Raw genomic sequence first — 20,309 nt, 5'->3', positions numbered from 1 at the left:
TTCATAGTGTTTCGGTGGTCATTGCGTTAGGGAAACGCCCGGTTACATTCCGAACCCGGAAGCTAAGCCTTTCAGCGCCGATGGTACTGCAGGGGGGACCCTGTGGGAGAGTAGGACGCCGCCGAACAATCATTGTGGGAAAGCCCCGTGCCTCTGGCACGGGGCTTTTCTGCGTTTACCAGGGTTTCACCCCGGGGCGACCAAGTGCGTGTCGTAGGCCAGGATCACCGCCTGGACGCGGTCCCTGGCGTGGCCGATGACCGTGAGGATTTCCCGCTCGCGGCCGGTGAGGCCGGCGATGCGCGGGTCGGGTGGCGCCGGTTCGCCGGGGGCGGCCGGCAAGTGCTGTACGTATGCGTCCAGGAGACGGCGGGTCAGGCTCGGGGCGATCACCGCGTCGCCGCTGGCCACGGCACGTATGCCGGAGAGAAGTTCCTCGGGCAGCGCGTCCTTGATGAGGAAGCCGCTGGCGCCGGCGCGCAGACCGTCGTACGCGTACCGGTCGAGGGCGAACTTCGTGACGATAGGGAGGCACGTGCGCGCATCCCGGTGATGCCCTGTCCGCTACCGGTGGGGGGCCGCTCGGAAGTGCGGGGGAAGCCGTTGTCCGTGATGACGGCCTCCAGCTCGCCCGGGCGGTAGGTCAGGGTGATGTCCGCCGTGAGGGCGGAGGAAGGGCCCGCGTGTTTCAGGGTGTTGGTCAGGGACTCCTGCACCACCCGGTAGACCGTCAGCTGCCGTCCGGCGGTGGGCGGCGCGGCCGGGGGGCGTACCGCCCACCCGTAGACGTACGGCCAGACCGGTCCGGCGTACGCCCTCCAGCAGCGCGTCCATGTCGTCCAGGGTGGGCTGCGGAGTGCGCTCGGCGTCCTCCGGCCGGCCGCGCGACACCGCGAGCAGGCGGCGGAGTTCCGCGCGGGCCTGGCGGCTGGTGGTGCCTATGGCGTCCAGTGCCTGGGCCGCGCGTTCCGGGCTCCTGGCCGCCGCGTAGGAGCCGCCGTCGGCCAGGCCCGTGATGACGGAGAGGTTGTGGCCGATGATGTCGTGCATCTCCCGGGCGATCCTGGCCCGTTCGGCGGCGGCCGCGAGCTGGAGGAAGGATGCCTGGATCATCGCTCCCGTCCAGACGTTGACCAGCGAGAACGGGGCCATGAACGCCAGGGCGGCCTGCGGGCGGGCCCGGCGCCGCAGTAGCGGGGCGGAGAAAGCCACGCTCATCGTGAGCACCAGGGCCGCCGGAACGTGCGGGTCGACGGCGACCGTGCGCCAGCCGCCCGAGGAGACGTCGAGGACGGCGAACAGGACCCAGAACGTGGTCAGGACGCCGTTCCAGACGGCCGGGCGGCGGCGGTCGAAGGCGCGGACGTGGTGGAGGCCGCGCTGTATATGAGCGGTGAGCGGGGTGGGGTGCGGCTCCGGTCCCGGTGAACGGGCCGGGGCCGGGGCGCTGACCGTGGTGTCGGCGAGCAGGCGGCCGCGTCCGATGATGACCAGGTGGTCGGCGGTGAGGGCCATCTCGCTCATGAGGTGCGAGGAGACCAGTTCCGTACGGCCCTCGGTGGCGAGGGACCTGAGGAGGTTGCGCATCCACAGGACACCCTCCGGGTCGAGGCCGTTGACCGGTTCGTCCAGGCCGAGCAGCATGCGCATGGTCGTGGATTTCCCGGCGCCGTTCGGCCCGAGGAAGCCGGTGACCGTGCCGGGGCGGACGGTGAAGTCGAGGTCCTGGACGACGGTGGCGTCTCCGTAGCGTTGGGTGAGTGCGTGGGTCCTGATCATGCGGCTGACGCTATGGAGCTGGAGGGGTGTCGGGCGTCGGGCCGGGGGCGGCATGTGCGGGCCCGCGTAGTACCGGGGTACGACGGCGGTTGACCGGGGTGAATGCGTTTGCGCGGTCACCGGAGCGCGGGTCAGGATCACTGCATGGACTACGTGATACGGCCGGTGCGCGCCGATGAGTGGCAGTCGGTGAAGGAACTCCGGCTGGCCGCACTGCAGGACCCGGTCGCCCCGGTGGCGTTCCTTGAGACGTACGAGCAGAGCCTGAAGCGGTCCGACGACGCCTGGCGGGAGCGGACGGCCGACGCGTCCGAGGACGGTGCGGGCGCGGTGCGGCAGTTCATCGCCGAGGGTGCGGACGGCCGCTGGGCGGGCACGGTGAGCGTTCTCGTCGAACACCCCGACGACGAGTCGGTGTTCGGTGGCGCGGCTCCGGTCCACCAGGGCCACGTGGTCGGTGTGTTCGTACGGCCCGAGGCGCGGGGCACGGGTGTGGCCGATGCGCTGTTCCGGGCCGCTCTGGAGTGGGCGTGGTCGCTGGACGAGCCGCGGCTGGAGCGCGTACGGCTGTACGTCCACGAGGAGAATCCGCGTGCTGCGGCCTTCTACCGGCGGATCGGTTTCGCGCCGACCGGGGAGACGGTGCCCATGCCGGGCGACCCGACGGCCCGTGAGCTGGAGTACGCGGTCGGGCGGCCGTAGGGGTGTGCGGGCTGTCGGGGGGCCTGTCCTTCAGAGGGGCGTGGACGTCGTGAGCTGCTGCGGCCAGTGGGAGCGGGCCTGTTCGGGGGAGCGGAGCAGGGCGAGGGTCGACAGGCCCTCGGCCTGGCCGGTCGCCAGCAGCTCCGGCAGCCGGGGCAGGGGCGCGACGGCCGCGATGTCGTCCAGGACGAGCGTCATTGGTGGGTCGAGCCGGCCGTCGGATGACCGTGCGGCCATGCGGCGGCCGTGCTCGACCACGTCTGAGGCGAGCGCGGTGAGCAGGGGCATGGCCCCCGGACCGGATCGCGGGGTCTCGATGGGTTCACCCACCACATAGAGGCTGCCCCCTTCGTTCGCAAAAGAATCCAGTGCGAGCGCATCTGCTCGATTTGGTGTGCAGGCGTCCCGGACGTGGACGGAGGAGAGGGCGCCGAAGGCCCGTACGGTCAGCTCCTGTGCCATCTCGCGGCGTTCGGGGTGGCCGGTGAGCGCGGACTCCAGCAACCCGGCGAGTCCGGGCGCCGCCTTCGGGTGGGTGCGGAGCAGGCGGACCGGCTCGTGGGCGCTGCCGCCGAGGGCCCAGCGGTGGACCTGTCGGAAGGGGCGGCCGTCGATGGCGGCGGCGTGCAGCCAGCAGCGCAGCAGGGTCTCGGCGGTGTCGGCCGTCGCCGCGTCGATACGGGCCTGCGGCCGAACCGGGGCGAGCAGCGCGGTGGCGCGGGCCGCCGCCCGGTCGGGCTGCTCGCACCCGGAGGTGGGCGCCCAGTGCAGCCGGGCCGGCGTGTCGCAGAAGTGGCCGGGGTCGTAGACGAGAACCGGGCCCAGCTTGGCGCGCGCGTCCTTCGTCTCCGCCCAGACGCTGGGGTCGGATGTCACCACGAGCACGGGCCCCTCGGCTTCGCGGATGGCCTGCACGGCGGCGGACCGGCGGGTGGCGGCGGGGCCGTAGACGACGAGCGGAGTGCGGGGGGAGGGGACGACGGGCGGTACGGGGGCGGCGGCGGGCGCGGGACCTGGTGTGGGGTCGGTGCCCGGCCTGGGGATGGTGGTCTGTGTGGGTTCGGTGCCCGGTACGGGGGTGGTGGTCTGCGTGGGTTCGGTGCCCGGTACGGGGGTGGCTGCGGGCATGGGGGTGGTGGGGTGGCCGGGCTTCGGGGCCGGTTCGGGGTCGGGGAGTGCCGTCTCGTGTGCGTACTCCTCCCGCTTGCCGCGCCGGCCGCGCGCCGTCCCGTTCGGCTGCTGCTCCCGGCGCTGCTGCCGTTCCTCTCGGCGCAGCCGTTCCTGTTGCTCCAGCTGTTCGGTGCGTGCGGCGCGCTGGCGGGCGCGTACCGCGCGCCAGCGGGTGACGACGCCCATCACGAACACCACGAGGACCACCAGCACCATCAGTTCGCCGATGAGCAGGCCCCAGAACAGCCCGTACCCGGAGAGCGCGTCCGGAGGTGTGTTCGGCCAGGCCGCGGGCAGGTCGTGCGGGGCCGTCATGAGCCGGCGCAGGGCCAGCGGGGTCTCGGTCAGCGTGACGCCGTCGGGCCAGGCCCCGTGCGCGAGGATGCCGGCGAGCCCGGTGGCCGCCCAGATCAGCAGGGTGAGCCCGAGGAGGAAGGCGAGCAGCCCGACGAGCAGCCCGTCGGGGATGCCGCCTCCTCGGCCGTCGCCGGACCGTGCCCCGCCGCTCCCCGCCATGTCATGCCACCGTTGACTCGGACGACTCGTTCAGCCGTTGCTGTTTCTCGATCCTGGCCGCGCGCTGCTCCGCTTCGAGGTCGGCGGCCCGTACGTCGTCCGGGAGCAGGTCGGCGACGGACGACTCGGTCATGGCGCGGTCGGTGAAGACGAGGGGGCGTTCGGCCTCGGTGATCAGGTGTTTGACGACCTGTACGTTGCCGTTGACGTCCCAGACGGCGATGCCGGGGGTGAGGGTGGGGATGATCTCGACCGCCCAGCGGGGCAGCCCGATCACCCGGCCGGTGGCTCTCGCCTCGTCGGCCTTCTGGGCGTAGATCGTGCGGGTGGAGGCCATCTTCAGGATGGCCGCCGCTTCCCGTGCCGCGGCGCCGTCGACCACGTCGCTGAGGTGGTGGACGACGGCGACGAAGGACAGCCCGAGCCGTCGGCCGAACTTCAGCAGGCGCTGGAAGAGCTGGGCGACGAAGGGGGAGTTGATGATGTGCCACGCCTCTTCGACCAGGAAGATGCGCTTCTTGCGGTCGGGCCTGATCCAGGTGTGTTCCAGCCAGACGCCGACGATCGCCATCAGGATGGGCATGGCGATCGAGTTGCGGTCGATGTGCGAGAGGTCGAAGACGATCAGCGGGGCGTCCAGGTCGATGCCGAAGGACGTCGGGCCGTCGAACATGCCGCGCAGGTCGCCGTCGACCAGCCGGTCCAGGACGAGCGCGACGTCCAGACCCCAGGCGCGTACGTCGTCTATGTCGACGTTCATCGCCCGGGCGGATTCCGGCTCGGGGTGGCGGAGCTGCTCCACGATGTCCATCAGCACGGGCTGGCGGTCGGTCGTCGTCTCGTTCACGTAGGCGTGCGCGACCTTGAGCGCGAAGCCCGAGCGCTCGTCGAGGCCGTGGCCCATGGCGACTTCGATGATGGTGCGCAACAGGGCGAGCTGGCCGGTCGTGGTGATCGCCGGGTCGAGCGGGTTGAGCCGGATGCCGCCGTTCAGGGCGGAGGTGGGGTCGAGGCGGATGGGGGTGAGGCCGAGCTCCTGCGCGATGAGGTTCCACTCGCCGACGCCGTCCTCGCCCTGGGCGTCCAGGACGACGACCTGGCGGTCGCGGAAGCGGAGCTGGCGCAGCACGTACGTCTTCTCCAGCGCGGACTTGCCGTTGCCGGACTCGCCGAGGACCAGCCAGTGCGGGGCGGGGAGCTGCTGCCCGTAAAGCTGGAAGGGGTCGTAGATGTAGCCCTTGCCGGAGTACACCTCGCGGCCGATGATCACGCCGGAGTCGCCGAGGCCGGGGGCGGCGGTGGGCAGGTAGACCGCCTGGGCCTGTCCGGTCGAGGTGCGGACGGGCAGCCGGGTCGTTTCCACCTTCCCGAAGAGGAAGGCGGTAAAGGCGTCCGACAACGCGGACAGCGGATCTCGCATGGCGTGACCGACCTCCCTTTCGTCTCTCTCGGTGCTCTGGGTGCTGGGTGCGGTGCTCTGTGGGCTGTGTTCGGTGTTCTGTGCGCTGCGGCGGGGTTGCGGGGGCTAGCGGCGGATGCCGGTGGCGAACGGCAGGGTGTTCACGAAGGCGCGGTGGTGCTCGCGGTCGCACCACTCCAGCTTCAGGTACGACTTTCCGGCCGAGGCGCGGATCGTCCGCTTGTCGCGGGCGAGGGCTTCGGGGGAACGCGACGACACGGTGATGTACCCCACGAGGTTGACCCCGGCGGCGCCGCTGGCGAGGTCTTCACCCCGCTGGTCGAGCCGGCCGTGGGCGGCGATGTCGCGGGGGTCGACGGTCCGGTTCATCTTGGCCTGGCGGCTGGCCTCTGCGTCGTCGTTGGTCTTCTCGGTGAGCATCCGCTCGATGGCGATCTCGGTGGGTTCGAGGTCCATGCAGACGGCGACCGTACGGATCACGTCGGGGGTGTGGACGAGCAGCGGGGCGAGGAAGTTGACGCCGACGGGTGTCATCGGCCACTCCTTCACCCAGGCCGTGGAGTGGCACCAGGGAGCGCGGGTGGACGACTCACGGGTCTTGGCCTGGAGGAACGTCGGCTCGACCGCGTCCAGCTCGGCCGGCCAGGCGTTGCGCTTGGTCATGGCCTGGATGTGGTCGATGGGGTGGTCGGGGTCGTACATGGAGTGCACGAGGGAGGCCAGCCGGCTCTGGCCGAGGGGCTGGCGGACCCGGATGTCGGCCTCGGCGAGGCGGGCACAGATGTCGGTGAGCTCGCGGGCCATGACGACGGCCAGTCCGGCGTCCCGGTCGAGCTTGCGGCCGGCGTGCGGGCGGGCGGCGCGAGCCATGGCGTTGGCCTCGGCGGCGAGCTCGCGGGTGAAGTGCATGCAGGCGACGAGGTAGGCGCGGTGCTGCTCGCTGGAGGTGGAGACCATGGACTGGAGCTGGTCGTAGGAGTCCTGGAGCCAGCGCGGTGAGGCGTGGTCGCCGCGCTGGGCGACGTCCTTGGCGTGGGCGTCGGGGTCGGCGGGGAGCGTACGGGCCAGCATCTGGAGGCGCGTGACGAAGCCGTCCCCGTTGGCGACGTGCTTGAGCAGGGTGCCGAACCGGTCGACGAGCGCTTCCTGGTCCTCGCTGTCGCGCAGCCCGACGCCGGGGCCCTCGATCTCGATGGCCGCGGTGACGGTGCGCCGGTCGGCGTGGAGCAGGACCGCGATCTCGTCCGGGCCGAAGGGGGCGGCCATCCAGTTGATCCGGCCGATGCCGGGGGGCGGGCCGATCTCGACCTCGCGCCCGTCGGCGTGGGTGCCCGCCTCCATGGCGACGGAGCGGTAGGTGGTGCCGCGGCGCAGGGAGCGCTTGTAGCTGCGGTTGATCTCGAACCACTTGTAGAAGGTCCGGTGCTTGTACGGGACGTAGACCACGGCTAGGGCGAGCAGCGGGAAGCCGGTGAGCAGCACGATGCGCAGGGAGAGGACCGGGACGAGCAGGCCGCTCATCATGCCGAGGAACGCGCCGGCGATGATCAGGGCGATCTCGCCCGTCTCGCGGTTCTTGCCGACGATCGCGTTCGGCCTGGCGCGGCCGATGAGATACGTACGGCGGGGCGTGATCGGATGGGACTGAGTGCTCAACGCCCGCCACCTCCTGTGCGGTTGTTACCTGTGCTGCCTGAACCGCCGCGGGTGCCGCGGCTGCTGTGGGGGGTGCCGGAGGTGGGACCCGAACCGCTGCGGGGCGGAGGTGCGGCGGAGGGGACAGATCCGCCGCCGACCCCGCTCCCGGTGTTGCGGGAGCTGTGGGCGGCGACGCCGCCGCTGACCGGGTTGGCGGGGCGCCCGCCGCCGCTGGTGTTGCCGCCGCTGTCCTGGCCGCCGCCGCGGCTGCTGTGGGTCTTGATGCCCTGGGAGACGAGGGCGGCGGGGGAGCTGATCATGGCGGCGGCCTGGGAGCCGTCGGTGGCCTGCTTGCGGTTGGTACGGGCGCCCTGGATCTCGTCGCCGAAGCCGGGGACGAAGCGGTAGATCATCCCGGAGGCGAAGATGGCCAGGAGGATGATGGCGAGGCCGGAGACCACGGCGGAGAACGCGTCGGGGCCGTCGTCCGACGACAGGGCGCCGGCCAGGCCGAGGACGACGACGATGACGGGCTTGACCATGATCACCGCGACCATGATGCCCGCCCAGCGGCGTACGTGGCCCCACATGTTCTTGTCGACGAGCCCCGCGTAGACGGCGGTGCCCAGCAGGGCGCCGACGTAGAGGAGGGCGGCGCGGATGACGAGCTCCAGCCAGAGGATGCCGGCGGCGAGGATCGACACGAGGGAGACGACGATCAGCATGATCGGGCCGCCGCCGATGTCGGCGTCCTTCTTGAGGGCCTCGGCGAAGGAGCCGAAGAAGACGTCGGTCTGCCCGCCGGAGGACGAGGCGATGACCTCGGTGACGCCGTCGGTCGCGGAGACGATCGTGTAGAGGATCAGCGGGGTGAAGGCGGAGGCGAGGACGGTGAGCCAGAGGAAGCCGATGGCCTCGGAGATCGCGGTGGTGAGCGGCACGCCGCGGATCGCGCGCTTGGCGACGGCGAGGAGCCACAGGACGAGCGTCAGGACGGTGGAGGCGGCGAAGACGATCGCGTACTGCTGGAGGAAGCGGGTGTTCGTGAAGTCGACGTTGGCGGTGCTTTTGACTGCGTCGCTGAGCTTGCCCACGATCCACGCGGCGGCGTCGGCGCAGCCCCGGCCGAGCGAGGTGAGCGGGTCGAGAGCGGGGTCGGTGCTGGCGGGTGGGGTGGACTTGGGCGCGTTGGCGCTGCCGCCTTCGCAGTAGTCCTTGGCGAGCCCCACGATGAGGTCGCATGCGTCGTTGTCCTTCTTGCTGGGCGATGGGGACGGCGAGGGTTCCGCCGAAGCCCGGGTGCCCAGTAGGACCATGGCAGGAAGGATGCTCAGAAGTGCCAGGGAGCGTGCGCTCCGGCGACGGTTATCGGGCATAGACGAACCCTCCGTATCCCTCAACCGCGCCGGCGATCTCATCTGCCGAGGAGGCCCGATTGTCACCGCTGACAGGAGTGGGCCCCTCGGTCTGGCTCGACGACTCGATCTTCCAGTCGTTCCCGACCCACTTGAGCTTCTCCGAGATGGTGAACCAGGTCTCGGTCACCGGCTTCGTGGAGCCCTCACCGGCCATGCCGACCAGACCTGTGCACCAGACCTCGACCGTGACTGAATCCGCGGCCTGCTCGACCACCTTCGTTCCCACCGGCACCGTGCGCGAGACGAAGGTCAGGCCGGTGGGAGCGCTGCCGTCCTCATTCAGGCCGACGTTCTTGAGGAAACCCGGAGAGTAGGCCGCGTTGAGATCAGTGATCAGCTTGTCCACGACGGCAGGGTCATGTGTGGCCTGGACGATGGCATGGCGTGAGGGTGAGACGAACATGTCGGCCGATCCCAGCGCCACCGCGTAGTTGGCCGCCGCGCTCTGCGCCCCCTGTTCGTCGTGGGCGAAGCCCGAGGGGATTGTGCCGTTCTTCTCCGGGACCGGCTTTGTGCCCGTGGCCGCGGTCGGGGCGGCGCCGGTCTTGTTGTTGGCGGTGCCTCCGGACGCGCCGCCGTTGCCGCTGTCGCCTCCGCCCATGTTCGCGAAGGCGATAGCGCCCAGGAGCAGGACCACCACGCCGACGACCGTGATGAGGGAGCGTGAGTTGCGGGGTGGGCGGCGGGGGCCGTAGGGGTCGCCGGCCGGGCCGTCGGGGAGGCGGGTGCGGGTCTGGCGCGTGCCGCCGATGGTGCTGTAGGCGTCGCCGCGTCCCGCGTCGTTGCCGTAGCCGTCCTCGTCGCCGAGAGTCATGCCGCGTACGCCCTCTCAACCGTTGCTCGAACCGCGTCGTAGTACGACGGTAGCCGTGCTGCTCTCCGCGCGGGCGCGGTGTGGTGACTCGACATCAGGGGGACGCAACCTCTGCCGGTGGGCACGACGGACGGATGGGAGGGGTGGGGCGGGACAGCCCCCGGGGTGTGGGATGACGGCCGGTCAGACAGCCATCCCGTAGACAATGGTGAACAGGGTCCCGAGGGATCCGATGATGAACACACCGGTCAGGCCGGCCACGATCAGCCCCTTGCCCTGTTCCGCGCTGAACGTGTCACGCAGAGCCGTCGCGCCGATCCGCTGCTTGGCCGCTCCCCAGACCGCGATGCCGAGGCACAGCAGGATGGCGATCGCCATCACCACCTCGATCATGACGCGGGCCTCGTTGCCGAGGGTCCCGAACGGCCCCCAGTTCGGGGCGATTCCGCCGATGATGGTGGTGATGTCGCCCTTTTCAGCTGCCAGGATCATGTAAGTCACCGCCCCTGTTGGGTAGTTCGGCGCCCGTGCCGCACGGCACGGGTCACTCTCTATCTTCGCTGATGAAACTGCTTTCGCACGACGGCTTGGCGGCTCTCTTTACCCGGATCTCGCACATTTGACCGGTCTGACCGCCCTGACCTGCGGATCGAATCGGTGTGTGGGCGAAATACGTATGGTTACTCTGTGTATCACGGAGAGTGACGTCGAGCAATGATCGTCATCGCGCCACCCTGGCCGGGAGCTCTCGTGGCCTCCGGGACGCGCTGCTCAGGGCGTGGGATGCGAGGTCGGCCGGTCCAGTGGGCGCAGGAGTGGGTGGCGGGGGTTCGGTGGGCGGGTCGGGGTTTCCCACCACGAGGGTGGCCGGAAATCGCACCAGGAGCCGTCGAAGGGAAAGGTTCCGGCCTCGGCGAGCTGTGCGACCGTCGCTCCTTCGGACCGGATGGCGACGGCTTCCTCGGCCGTCCAGTACGCGGGGTGGCCGGTCTTCTCCGCGAAGGACTGCTCGTCCTTCCATCGCCAGGTCCGGTCCGGCGCCACGTTGATGTCCAGTTCGTGGTCCGTGATGTCGATGTCGTCGCCGTGGTGCACGCGGCGTTCGAGATTCACGTACCAGCCGCGGAACTTGTGTCTGCGGCCGAAGAGCCACAGCACCGAGTGCGCGGCCCCCGTCGGCTGGTAGAAGAGGGCGTCGCCCATCGGCCAGCGGCCCGCGACGACGGGGAAGCCCCCGGGTGGACGCTCGTGCGGGTCGATTTCCCGCAAGTGGGTGACGCCGTGCGGGAGGGCGGTGTGCCACATCGGGGTGCCCGATTTCATCCACACCAGCTGTCCCGCGTCCGTGCGTTCGACCAGGCGCACGGGTACGGACGCGCTGAGGTGGCCGCCTATGAAGAAGTTCCAGTGCAGGATCCGGCCCGGTGTGCTGCTCGCGGTGTCCCTCTTGTCCTCTTTCATGCAATTGATCATGCCCGCCTCGCGCACGGCGGACACGTACGGAAGCAGGGCCGGTCCGTGGTCTGATGGCCGGGTGAGCCGAGCCACGGAGGAGTCCAACCGCCGCATGCTGCGGGCCAGGGACGCGATGGACCGGGCGTACGCCCAGCCGCTGGACGTGCCCGCGCTCGCCCGTATCGCCCATGTGTCACCGGCGCACTTCTCGCGCACCTTCCGCGCCACGTTCGGCGAGACGCCGCACCACTATCTGCAGCGGCGCCGGGTGGAGCGGGCGATGTTCCTGCTGCGGGAGACCGGCCGCAGCGTGACGGACATCTGCTTCGAGGTCGGCTTCGGCAGTACGGGCACCTTCAGCCGGACCTTCCGCGCCATCGTGGGACGGACGCCCAGGGAGTACCGCAGGCACGCGTCCGCCCGAGACGTACCCACGTGCTTCACCATGGCGTGGACCCGGCCCAGCGCGGACGTTCCCCCGCCCGGCTCCGGCACGTCCCCGTCCGGCTCCGGCACGTCCCGGCCGGGCTCCGGCACGTCCCCGTCCGGCTCCGGCACGTCCCCGCCCGGCTCCGGCTGAGCAGTTCCGGATAAGTTTTCGCAGCTCTTCCCCCGTAGCGTGAACGTCATGTTCAACGCCATCACGCACACGCAGATCTACGTTCTGGACCAGGACGAGGCCCTCGACTTCTACGTCGGCAAGCTCGGTCTCGAGGTCGCCGCCGACGTCGACATGGGCCCCATGCGCTGGCTCACCGTGAACGTCCCCGGCCACCCGGAGCACCAGGTCCTCCTGGAGAAGCCGGGTCCGCCGGCGATGTCCGAGGAGACGGCGGCGCAGGTGCGCGACCTCGTGACCAAGGGGGCGATGGGCGGGTGGCTCATCCTCACCACGGACGACTGCCGCAAGACGTACGAGACGCTGCTCGCCCAGGGCGTCGAGTTCACCGAGGAGCCCACCGAACGCCCCTACGGAACGGACTGCGGCCTGCGCGACCCGTTCGGCAACCGCCTCCGCTTCACCCAGTTGGCAGCCGGCTGACGAGGAAGAGCCCCCGGACGGACCGTCGTGGTCCGTCCGGGGGCTTCACCGTGGCCCGCCGCGGTTGGGTCAGGACTTCGTGTCGGCCTGCTTCATGGAGTTCACCGCGTCCGCGATCGAGTTCTCGTACAGGCCCAGCTTCGGGTCGCGGACCTTGACGTTCGGGCCGAGCGCGAAGTTGAGCTGCTCGGCGTTGGCCATGTGGTCGCCGTCGGCCAGGACGTTCAGCTCGTTGATCCACGTCAGGGCGTTGGCGCTGCCGCTCGGGTTGAGGTCGATCACCGCGATCGCGGCGGTCTTCGGCTTGACCGGGTACGCCGGGGCGCCGCCCAGGCCACTCGGGACCAGCGGCCTGATGTCGCCGCTGTGGTCCGCGGCCTTCGAGGCGCCCAGGCTGACGCGCGGGAAGTAGCTCAGGCCGCAGGAGTTCGTGCCGGTGTTGTTGACCTCGATGACGTGCTGGGTGGACGAACCCTCACGGGCGTACACGCGCACCGACAGGTCGCCGCTCTTGCAGGGGTGCTTGTAGGCGTAGCTGTCGCTGGTGTTGCCGCCCGCGGTGGTGGTGCCGCCGGTCTTCGCGGCGCCGCCCTTGGACGTGCCGGTGCTGGAGCTGACCTTGTCCGTGGTGCCGCCGGCCGTCGTCGCGCCTTCGGTCGTCGTGGAGCCGCCGGTCGTCGCGGCGTCCTTGTCCTCGGTGCCGTCGGCGGCCGTGGTGGCGTCGGCGGAGGCGGGGGCCGAGGCGGCACTGTCCGCCGGGCCGGCCGACTTCGTACCGCCGTCGTCCCCGCCGCAGGCGGTGAGGGCGAGGGCGAGCACGGCGGTGACGGCCGCGCCGAGGGTGGCGGTGCGCTTGCGGTTGCGGATCGTACGCATGTGATTCCCCGAAGTGTGTGGCGGTGCAGTGGTCGGTTCGGTGCAGACAAGCCCGGAACTTGCGGCGAACCGCTCCCCCTCCTGACCGTCTGGCATGAGTAGCCTCCCGCCCGCCGCTCATGTTCTGCTAACGCCTCCCTGACGTCCCGCTGACGTCCTCGGGGGCGTGCGTCAGGTCACACGTGACTTCGGCGGTCAGATCACCGTTAGATGTGATGTGCCCAAGCCTGCCGTTCCCGCTGTTTCCTTCGTCGCCGCCGAAGCCGCCGAAGCCGTCGCCGCCGAAGCCGTCGTCCCGCCGCCGCCCGCGCCGGCGCCGTTCCTGCTGACGTACCGCCAGGGCGAGGCCGCCCGCACCCTCCTGTCGTACGTGGCCGCCCTGCCGCTGACCTCCGTCGACGCGCAGCTCCTCGCCGTCGTCGTGGCGATCCGCGCCGCGCGCACCGGGGTCGGCAACCTCACCGGGACCGACCTGCGGTCCTTGCGTCTGGAGGACCCGGAGGGCGCCCTCGCCGAGCTGGTCGCCGCCGGGTGGGAGGTGCCCGGTCAGCTGATCGGCGGTGACCAGGACAAGCCGGTCGGCATCGTCGTACCGGACATGGCGCCCGGCCCCGGCCATGTGCTGCCCCTCGGCAAGGAGGCACGGTCGCGGGTGTCGGGGTGGTCCATGCGTACGCGGCTGGCCAAGCCCGTGCGGAAGGGCTCGCCGGCGGTACGGCTCGCCGCGCTGTTCCTGGCGGCCCACTCCTCCGCCGAGCTGGTCGGCCATGCGCCCGCCGAGCTGCCCGTCGCCTGCTACGGGGCGGTGCCCACGCTCCTGGAGAAGGGGTTCCTCGCCGAGGTGTCCGGGCAGACCTACCGGCTCGGCGCGGCGGTGGGGCACCTCGCCGGCATGTTCCGTACGCCCGAGGAGCTGGCCGCACTCGCGCAGGAGGAAGAGGAGCGGCGGGCGGCGCGCGAGGCGGCGGCCGCCCTCCAGCCGCAGGAGGCGACCCCGGAGCGCTGGGCGGAGTGGAAGTCGGGGATCAGCCCGGTCCTGCTGCGGCACGTGGAGGCGGTGGAGCAGTGCCCGCTGTGCCGCTTCCCCTTCGGCCGGGTCGCAAACGCGTTCCTGACCTCGCCCTCCTCCGTGCCTGCGCCCCGTACGGTCCTGGACGCCTACGGCACCTGGCGAGACGCGCACCCCGACTGCGGGCGCGAGGCCGCCCTGTTCACGGTGGCGTTCCGTACGGAGCACGGCCACGGCCCCTCGTACAACCAGCTGTGCCGGGGCCTGGGCTGGAAGAAGCTGTCCCGGGCGCTGCGCGGGATCGTGGTGGGCAGCCTCCTCGCCGAGGGCTGGCTGACCGACACCTCCCCGGTGCCGTGGACCCTGCGGCCGGGGAAGACCGCGCACGCGCAGGGGATCGTCCTGCCGGGGCAGGCGGCGCGCGGGAAGCGCTGAGCGACGGGGGCGGCGGAGGTCGCCGGGAGGCGCGCCGTTCCCGCCCCGGCCGGGTTCAGCCGGTGGCCGGTTCGCGCCCGGCGGCGCGGGCGGTCAGGAGGAGCGTTGCGGCGATGAGCAGGGCGGTGATGATGCCCGTCGTCAGGATCGGTCCCACCCGAACTCGCCCCCCTGCTCGCCGCGCTGACAGGCCATGACCAGAACGCGGTAAGGGACCGGCTGATCGCGCTGCCGGGAGACGTGTCGCCCGATGTGGCGCGGAGGGTGGCCGAGGCCATCAGGATGGCGGAGCTGCTGGAGGCGGGCCTGCCATCCGGCGGCCGGGCCGCCGCGGAGTTGGTCGCGCGGGCCGGCCGACTGCTGTTCCGCATGGGACTACCGCCCCGAAATCCTCTCCTACCCGGACGCCGCCCGCGCGTACGAAGCGCTCGCGCGGGGCGCCGGTCTCCTGACCCCCTCGCTCGACCACTACGCCCTCCTGCTCTCGGCCGTCCAGGAGCTCCGTACCGGCTCCGGCATGGTGCACGACTGGGGCCCCGGCCGCCGCCAGGCGGTACTGGCGCTGCTGACGGCCGTCCTGGACCGGCCCGAGTGGCAGGCGGTGCCCGACCGGGACGGGGATGATCCCGGCGTGCGGTGGCGGGCCGGGTGGGCACGGCGTGCGCGGGCGCAGGCGTTGTACGCGCCGGACGCCTCACGCGCCCGCGCGGAGGGCGACGACACCTGGGCGTGGCCGGCCCGCCGGGTGGCCCGGCTGATCACCGCCGGACTGCGTGCCCGGCCGGACCTGCTCACCCGCTGGGGCCTGCGCCTCGGCTGGTCCGGTACGGATTTCCGGGAGCCCGACGAGACGGTGCTGAGCCTCTTGTACGACGCCGAGGACGGCATCCCGCAGCAGTTCCTGTGGCGCCTTCCCGAGGACGGCACCCCACCGCGGGGCCGGGCGGCGGCCGCGCTGCACCGGCTGGCCACGGTGGACCCGAGGACGGCGTAGACACCCCTCGCACCGGTCCACCGTTCGGGTGATCCGTGGGCGGGGGCGAGGCGTTGGGAGCGCCGGGGAGCGGGGGCGTGCCCGCTCCCCGGCGCTCTGGCGCGCGGCGTGTCGCGGTTGCCGGTTTTGGCACAGTGCCGCTCCACGATCAAGGAACGGGGTGAGCGGTGTGAGTGGTGCGAGCGGTGTACGGCTGAGGCTGAGCGACCTGGCGGGCGGCGGGGCCGGGGGCGGGTCCTCCGCCGGGGAGGAGCTGCGGCACAGCGACGGGGCGTGGCTGCGGGCCGCCGGGGGCGCGGAGGGGATGGGCGCGCACCTCGGCCCGGTGCGTACGGAACTGGCGACGGCGCACGAGGGCCTGCTCGCGGGCACCGTCGGCCTGAGCGCCCTGGCCGAGCTGGGGGCGGTACGGGAGTCCTGGGTGCGCCGTATCGAGTGCGCACGCCACGAGTGCGGGGCGCTGGCGGGGAACCTGCGGGCCGTGGCCCGGGCCCAGGGCGAGACGAACGAGTCCGTACGGTCGTCCTTCGCGCCCGTGGCCCGGCGGACCCACGGGGTCGAGCGATGACCGCGCCCTCCTCCACGCTGACGTGGGCGCAGTTACGGGACCTCAAGTGCGCCGAGCTGGAGGAAGCGGCCGATGGCTGGGGCAAGGCGAGCAACCGTGCCGACGCCGGACGGGACCGCGTCGAGAAGCAGCTCCTGACCGGCCTGCGCGAGACCCAGCAGGGGGCGGCGGCCGACGCTGCGGTGAACCGGCTGCGGCGGATGGGGCGGAACCTGCAGTACGTCTACACGGAGTGCGGCCTCGTCCGTACCGCGCTGAACAGCCTCGCGCACGAGATGCGGGCCCAGCAGAAGGTGTTGCGGAACGCGCTGGAGGACGCGGAGGCGCTGAAGTTCACCGTCCACGGGGACGGCTCGGTGACGTATCCGGAGGGGGGCGAGGGCCTGGTCGACGGCAAGCCGTTGCCGGGCGGGACGGCGCGGGTGAACGAGATGCCCGGCCTGCACCCGCCATCGGGGCTGGTCACCCCGAACCCGAACGCCGCGAAAGCGCAGGACATCGCGGACCGGGTCACGAAGGCGGTGCGCACGGCCGCCGAGATCGACTGGCGGTTCACCCGCATCCTGCGGCGGCTCAAGGCGGAGGAGGGCCTGAAGGTCCCCGACCGCACGTGGACGGACGCGGCGGGCGACGCGGCCGCGGTACGGGACGCTGCGCGCGGCTACCTGAAGTCCCGCATCCCACGCGACGCGACGCCCGCGGCCCGCCGTGAGTGGTGGGCCCACCTGACGGACGAACAGCGCGAGGAGTACCTCGCGGTGTACCCGGACCAGATCGGCAACCTGGACGGCATCCCGGCCCTCGTCCGCGACACGGCGAACCGCGACAACCTCCAACTCCTGATCGGCAAGCTGGAGGGCCAGAACGACGAGACGTCACACATGCGGCTTGCGGGGTTGCGGGAGATCGACCGCCAGCTGAGGGCGGACGGTCAGCCGCCGATGTACCTCCTCGGCATCGGGGACGAGGGGAACGGGCGAGCGATCGTGTCGTTCGGGAACCCGGATACGGCGCGGAATGTTGCGGCTTATGTGCCGGGGTTGAATACGGCGTTGGATAAGGACTTTGCTACGGGGGACCTTAAGCGGGCCAGGGATACGGCTATTGGAATGCAGAGGCATGACTCTTCGAGTGTGGCGATTGCATGGCTTGGGTACGACGCCCCTCAATTTCCGGACTGGCTTGACACCCTAGATGTGTCCGGAAATGAGCGAGCCGAGAAAGGCGGCGCTTCCTTCAATCAGTTCATGGGAGGCTTATCGGCTACGAACGAGAACGAGGACCCTCACATGACGGCAATCGGGCACTCTTACGGATCGCGTACTGTCGGGGCCGCGACGCAGCAAAGTGGTGGGATCCCCGGGGTTGACGACATCGTTCTGGTCGGCAGCCCGGGGGTCGGCGTGGATCGGGCGGAAGACCTCGGGGTAGGGAAGGATCACGTATTTGTAGGCGCGGCAGAGAATGATGTCGTGACCAAGGTCCCGTCAAAGATGCAGACAGCTGCGGGGTTTATCGGGCTAACCAACCTGGGCCCTGCGGGTGCCCACCTCTTCGGCGAGGTGTCTGACCAGGGAGATGATGATCTCTGGTTCGGTAAAGATCCCGCGAGCGAAGCGTTCGGTGCAAGGCGATTCCCGGTAGACGACGGGCCCGCGCTTGTAAGTGGCGGGAGGTTGTCAGTCGACGCTCACGGGCAATATTTCGATCCAGTGCGAGATGCGTCGTCTGCGAACAGCATTGCTCTAGTCGGTGCCGGTAAATCACAGAGAGTGAAGGCCGAGGAGTATCGATGATGTTTCGCCTCGCAGTGCGCACGATGACGCTGATCCTGGCGGTGTCACTTTCTGGATGCGCTGGAAACGGAAAGAGGATAGATATGGACATGCAGGCAGCTGCCGATCACGCTGACGAGATTATGGACGCGACGCTTTCGAGCATCGAACCGGCCATTCAATGGGCTCACGGACCCACGACTACAGGAAGCTGTGACGTGACGCGTCGACGCTCGGTGATGACCATCGTTTCCGATGAGCGCCGAGGAAGTTTTTTGGGGGTTGTCGAGCGGGATTGGAAAGAGCGTGGCTACAGGATCAAGGGAATCAATAATGACCAGTACTCGCCAGCGATCTACGCTCAAACAAGCGGTGGTTTCGGAGTGAGCCTAATTTTCGGATCGGGGCAAGCCTTCTTCGAGGTCGACAGCCCCTGCGTGGAGGAATCCGAGGTGGCCGAGTCGACGACGCCGCCCAACGGGCCCGCCTACGAAGGGGTCTACCCGCTGCCCCGCCCCAACGTCCACTCCGACTTCTGGTCCGCCGGCGCCTCCTGAGCGCCGGTCCGTGCGCCCGGTGACTCGTACACACCGTCGAAAACATCCCCGAACCCGCCCCCGATGGGGGATGGTTGGGGGGTGCGTAAATTCTGGTTGGCAGCAGGGATCGGCATCGGTGCCGCCACGTGCTTCGTGGCGTTGCTCGTCGTCGGTACGTACTCCGCCGCCGCCGGCCTCGGGGGCGGTGGTGGGGGGGCCGTTGCGTTGGCCAAGGGGGCCGTGCCCGCCAAGTACCAGGGGCTCGTGCAGAAGTGGGGGGACCTCTGCCCCGCCATCAACCCCGCCCTGCTCGCCGCCCAGCTCTACCAGGAGAGCGGCTGGAACCCCCGTGCCGAGAGTCCCGCCGCCGCGCAGGGCATCGCGCAGTTCATCCCCGGGACCTGGGCCGGGCACGGCGTCGACGGGGACGGGGACGGGGACCGGGACGTGTGGGACCCCGCCGACGCCATCCCCTCCGCCGCCTCCTACGACTGCGAGCTCGCCGGGTACGTGAAGAAGGTCCCGGGTGACGCCACCGACAACATGCTCGCCGCGTACAACGCCGGTGCGTACCGTGTGATCAAGGCGGGCGGTGTTCCGGACATCGCCGAGACCAAGAACTACGTCAAGATCATCCGCTCCCTGGAGAAGAGCTTCGCCCGGCCCGTGGGTCGCGTCCAGCCCTCCCAGCAGGCGGCCGGTGCCATCTACTTCGCGCAGAAGAAGCTCGGCACGAAGTACCTGTGGGGCGGGAACGGGACCCCCGAGCAGGGTGGGCGCTTCGACTGTTCCGGGCTGACCCAGGCCGCGTACCGCACGGTGGACATCGAGTTGCCGCGGGTGGCCAACGACCAGTACAACGCCGGGCCGCACCCCGCCCGCGACGAACTGCTCCCCGGCGACCTCGTGTTCTTCTCCGACGATCTGACCAATTCGCGCGCCATTCACCATGTCGGCCTGTACGTCGGGGGCGGCTACATGATCAACGCTCCGTACACTGGTGCCGTCATCCGGTTCGACAAGATCGACACGCCTGACTACTTCGGCGCCACCCGCGTGACCAAGGACGGTGCCGCGGCCCTGCCGAGCACGGAACCCGCGGCCTGACCGCCGTGGGCCGGTGGCCGGAACTCTCCGTGAAGCCCGGGCCCTGAGCAGCGACGATGTGTCACTCTTCGATAACGTCATCGTGATCATTCGGTGGAGAGTGGAACGTACGCACGGAGCGCGTCGTTCTCTGGTGGGCGCGTGGGTGATCGACGTGGACGAACCGAAAACGGGGGTTCGTAAGCGCGGCGCACAGGGACGTGTGCCGCAGCAGCAGACAAGGCAAGGGGCCGCAGCAGATGGCTGGACTCGCACTGGATGGGTCGAACCCCGACGTCAGCCTGCTCTACGACATCAACGGGCTCGCCAAGGCCGCTCCCACCTGGTTCGACCGGGTCATGGAGTTCGTCGGTGAGTACGGGATCATGCTCGGCATGGTCCTCGTGGTCCTGTGGTGCTGGTGGAGCGTCCGCCGGCGCGGCACGGCCGAGGAGTCGGTGTCGGCGGTGGCCGGGCTCGTCTGGGCGCCGCTCGCGGCCGGGATCGCGTTGCTCATCAACATCCCGATCCGCGGTTTCGTGGAACGGCCCCGGCCGTTCAAGGACCACCAGGGGCTCGACGTCCTGGTCGACGGCAAGAACGACTTCTCGTTCGTCAGCGACCACGCCACCATGGCGATGGCCCTCGGTGTCGGACTCTTCGTGGCCCACCGCAAGTTCGGCATCGCCGCCATCGGGCTCGCCCTGCTGGAGGGCTTCTGCCGGATCTACATGGGCGTGCACTACCCGACCGACGTCATCGGCGGTTTCGCCCTCGGCACGGCCGTCGCGCTGCTCCTCGCGCCCCTGGCCATGATGATGCTGACGCCCCTGGTGGGCGCCGTCTCCCGGTCCGCCCGCCTCGGCCCGCTCGTCCGCTCGCGCCGGCCCCGGGCGGCGGCCTCCGGCGGAGGGGACGACGAGGCGCTCGGCATCCCCGAGCCCCGGCCCGGCTCGGGCGGCGGCTCCGAGGGTGAGAAGGGCCTCGCCGCCTGAGGGAGGCCGGGAGAGGCCGAGGGAGCGGATCGCGGCTTCGTGTGGTGCCCCGGCGCCGTTTCGGCGCCGGGGCACCCG

At 70.6% G+C, this 20,309-nt stretch carries 18 protein-coding genes, 1 rRNA gene and 3 pseudogenes; 11 read left to right on the top strand and 11 right to left on the bottom strand.

All coding sequences use genetic code 11. From position 1 onward, the window contains the following. Nucleotides 1–10: 10 nt before the first annotated feature. Nucleotides 11–127, top strand: a 5S ribosomal RNA gene (rrf, locus tag E6R18_RS23085). 59 nt (nt 128–186) lie between these two features. On the opposite strand, the pseudogene E6R18_RS34995 reads toward rrf, so the two are convergent. The 3 pseudogenes from E6R18_RS34995 to E6R18_RS35290 form a co-directional block, all read right to left on the bottom strand. After that, nucleotides 187–543, bottom strand: a pseudogene (locus E6R18_RS34995) (DNA-binding response regulator); the annotation flags it as partial. Then, nucleotides 525–1,302, bottom strand: a pseudogene (locus E6R18_RS23075) (histidine kinase); the annotation flags it as partial. The pseudogenes E6R18_RS23075 and E6R18_RS34995, both read right to left, overlap by 19 nt. A 144-nt stretch (nt 1,303–1,446) precedes the next feature. Further along, a pseudogene (locus E6R18_RS35290) lies at nt 1,447–1,779 on the bottom strand (ATP-binding cassette domain-containing protein); the annotation flags it as partial. A gap of 144 nt (nt 1,780–1,923) precedes the next feature. Here E6R18_RS35290 and E6R18_RS23070 point away from each other — a divergent pair. Beyond that, nucleotides 1,924–2,481 (top strand): GNAT family N-acetyltransferase, encoded by a 558-nt coding sequence (locus E6R18_RS23070; RefSeq protein ID WP_136318807.1) that lies wholly within the window; start codon nt 1,924–1,926, stop codon nt 2,479–2,481. Between the two features lie 30 nt (nt 2,482–2,511). Here the strand turns inward: E6R18_RS23070 and E6R18_RS23065 are convergent, their stop codons facing one another. The 7 genes from E6R18_RS23065 to E6R18_RS23035 form a co-directional block, all read right to left on the bottom strand. Continuing rightward, nucleotides 2,512–4,167: a type VI secretion protein gene (locus tag E6R18_RS23065; protein ID WP_136318806.1), complete on the bottom strand. Its 1,656-nt coding sequence runs from the start codon at nt 4,165–4,167 to the stop codon at nt 2,512–2,514. A gap of 1 nt (nt 4,168) precedes the next feature. Further along, nucleotides 4,169–5,587, bottom strand: a complete 1,419-nt coding sequence (locus E6R18_RS23060) for an ATP-binding protein (protein WP_136318805.1) — start codon at nt 5,585–5,587, stop codon at nt 4,169–4,171. A 105-nt stretch (nt 5,588–5,692) separates the two neighbouring features. Continuing rightward, nucleotides 5,693–7,243, bottom strand: coding sequence for an SCO6880 family protein (locus E6R18_RS23055; RefSeq protein WP_136318804.1), 1,551 nt, complete (start codon nt 7,241–7,243; stop codon nt 5,693–5,695). Beyond that, nucleotides 7,240–8,541, bottom strand: coding sequence for a hypothetical protein (locus E6R18_RS23050; protein WP_136318803.1), 1,302 nt, complete (start codon nt 8,539–8,541; stop codon nt 7,240–7,242). Before E6R18_RS23050 ends, E6R18_RS23055 begins: the two co-directional genes overlap by 4 nt. Nucleotides 8,542–8,590: 49 nt before the next feature. Next, nucleotides 8,591–9,457: a hypothetical protein gene (locus E6R18_RS23045; protein WP_136318802.1), complete on the bottom strand. Its 867-nt coding sequence runs from the start codon at nt 9,455–9,457 to the stop codon at nt 8,591–8,593. A 183-nt stretch (nt 9,458–9,640) separates the two neighbouring features. Continuing rightward, on the bottom strand, nt 9,641–9,949 hold the full coding sequence (locus tag E6R18_RS23040; protein WP_018101695.1) for a hypothetical protein: 309 nt from the start codon (nt 9,947–9,949) through the stop codon (nt 9,641–9,643). 279 nt (nt 9,950–10,228) lie between these two features. Further along, nucleotides 10,229–10,918: a DUF402 domain-containing protein gene (locus E6R18_RS23035; RefSeq protein WP_136318801.1), complete on the bottom strand. Its 690-nt coding sequence runs from the start codon at nt 10,916–10,918 to the stop codon at nt 10,229–10,231. Between the two features lie 106 nt (nt 10,919–11,024). Between E6R18_RS23035 and E6R18_RS23030 the strand changes: the two genes are divergently transcribed. Together E6R18_RS23030 and E6R18_RS23025 are read left to right on the top strand one after the other, a co-directional pair. Continuing rightward, entirely contained in the window at nt 11,025–11,492 is a 468-nt protein-coding gene (locus E6R18_RS23030) for a helix-turn-helix transcriptional regulator (RefSeq protein ID WP_206308366.1), read from the top strand. Nucleotides 11,493–11,540: 48 nt separating this feature from the next. Further along, entirely contained in the window at nt 11,541–11,954 is a 414-nt protein-coding gene (locus E6R18_RS23025; RefSeq protein WP_136206748.1) for a VOC family protein, read from the top strand. A 69-nt stretch (nt 11,955–12,023) separates the two neighbouring features. On the opposite strand, the gene E6R18_RS23020 is transcribed toward E6R18_RS23025, so the two are convergent. Next, nucleotides 12,024–12,830, bottom strand: coding sequence for a DUF4232 domain-containing protein (locus tag E6R18_RS23020; RefSeq protein WP_136318799.1), 807 nt, complete (start codon nt 12,828–12,830; stop codon nt 12,024–12,026). Nucleotides 12,831–13,047: 217 nt separating this feature from the next. On the opposite strand from E6R18_RS23020, the gene E6R18_RS23015 reads away from it, so the two are divergent. The 7 genes from E6R18_RS23015 to E6R18_RS22980 all read left to right on the top strand — a co-directional run bounded on the left by E6R18_RS23015 (nt 13,048) and on the right by E6R18_RS22980 (nt 20,231). After that, on the top strand, nt 13,048–14,274 hold the full coding sequence (locus E6R18_RS23015; RefSeq protein ID WP_206308364.1) for a hypothetical protein: 1,227 nt from the start codon (nt 13,048–13,050) through the stop codon (nt 14,272–14,274). Nucleotides 14,275–14,524: 250 nt separating this feature from the next. Then, a complete protein-coding gene (locus E6R18_RS34135; RefSeq protein WP_168712413.1) occupies nt 14,525–15,268 on the top strand; it encodes a hypothetical protein in 744 nt (247 codons plus the stop codon). Between the two features lie 160 nt (nt 15,269–15,428). Beyond that, nucleotides 15,429–15,836, top strand: coding sequence for a hypothetical protein (locus E6R18_RS23000; RefSeq protein ID WP_346764998.1), 408 nt, complete (start codon nt 15,429–15,431; stop codon nt 15,834–15,836). After that, entirely contained in the window at nt 15,833–17,632 is a 1,800-nt protein-coding gene (locus E6R18_RS22995; protein ID WP_136318796.1) for an alpha/beta hydrolase, read from the top strand. Before E6R18_RS23000 ends, E6R18_RS22995 begins: the two co-directional genes overlap by 4 nt. A 23-nt stretch (nt 17,633–17,655) precedes the next feature. Continuing rightward, entirely contained in the window at nt 17,656–18,168 is a 513-nt protein-coding gene (locus tag E6R18_RS22990) for a hypothetical protein (protein ID WP_240799827.1), read from the top strand. An 81-nt stretch (nt 18,169–18,249) separates the two neighbouring features. Next, nucleotides 18,250–19,257 carry a bifunctional lytic transglycosylase/C40 family peptidase gene (locus tag E6R18_RS22985; RefSeq protein ID WP_276607267.1) on the top strand — a complete coding sequence of 336 codons (1,008 nt, stop codon included), beginning with the start codon at nt 18,250–18,252 and terminating at the stop codon, nt 19,255–19,257. 239 nt (nt 19,258–19,496) lie between these two features. Next, complete coding sequence (locus E6R18_RS22980) at nt 19,497–20,231, top strand: phosphatase PAP2 family protein (protein WP_136318794.1); 735 nt, start codon at nt 19,497–19,499, stop codon at nt 20,229–20,231. Nucleotides 20,232–20,309 lie beyond the last annotated feature (78 nt).

The organism is Streptomyces sp. A1277 (assembly GCF_004795015.1).
In the GTDB taxonomy this organism is placed as follows: domain Bacteria; phylum Actinomycetota; class Actinomycetes; order Streptomycetales; family Streptomycetaceae; genus Streptomyces.
The sequence above is the reverse complement of the archived record's forward strand: the minus strand, read 5'-3'. Positions and strand labels throughout refer to the sequence as shown.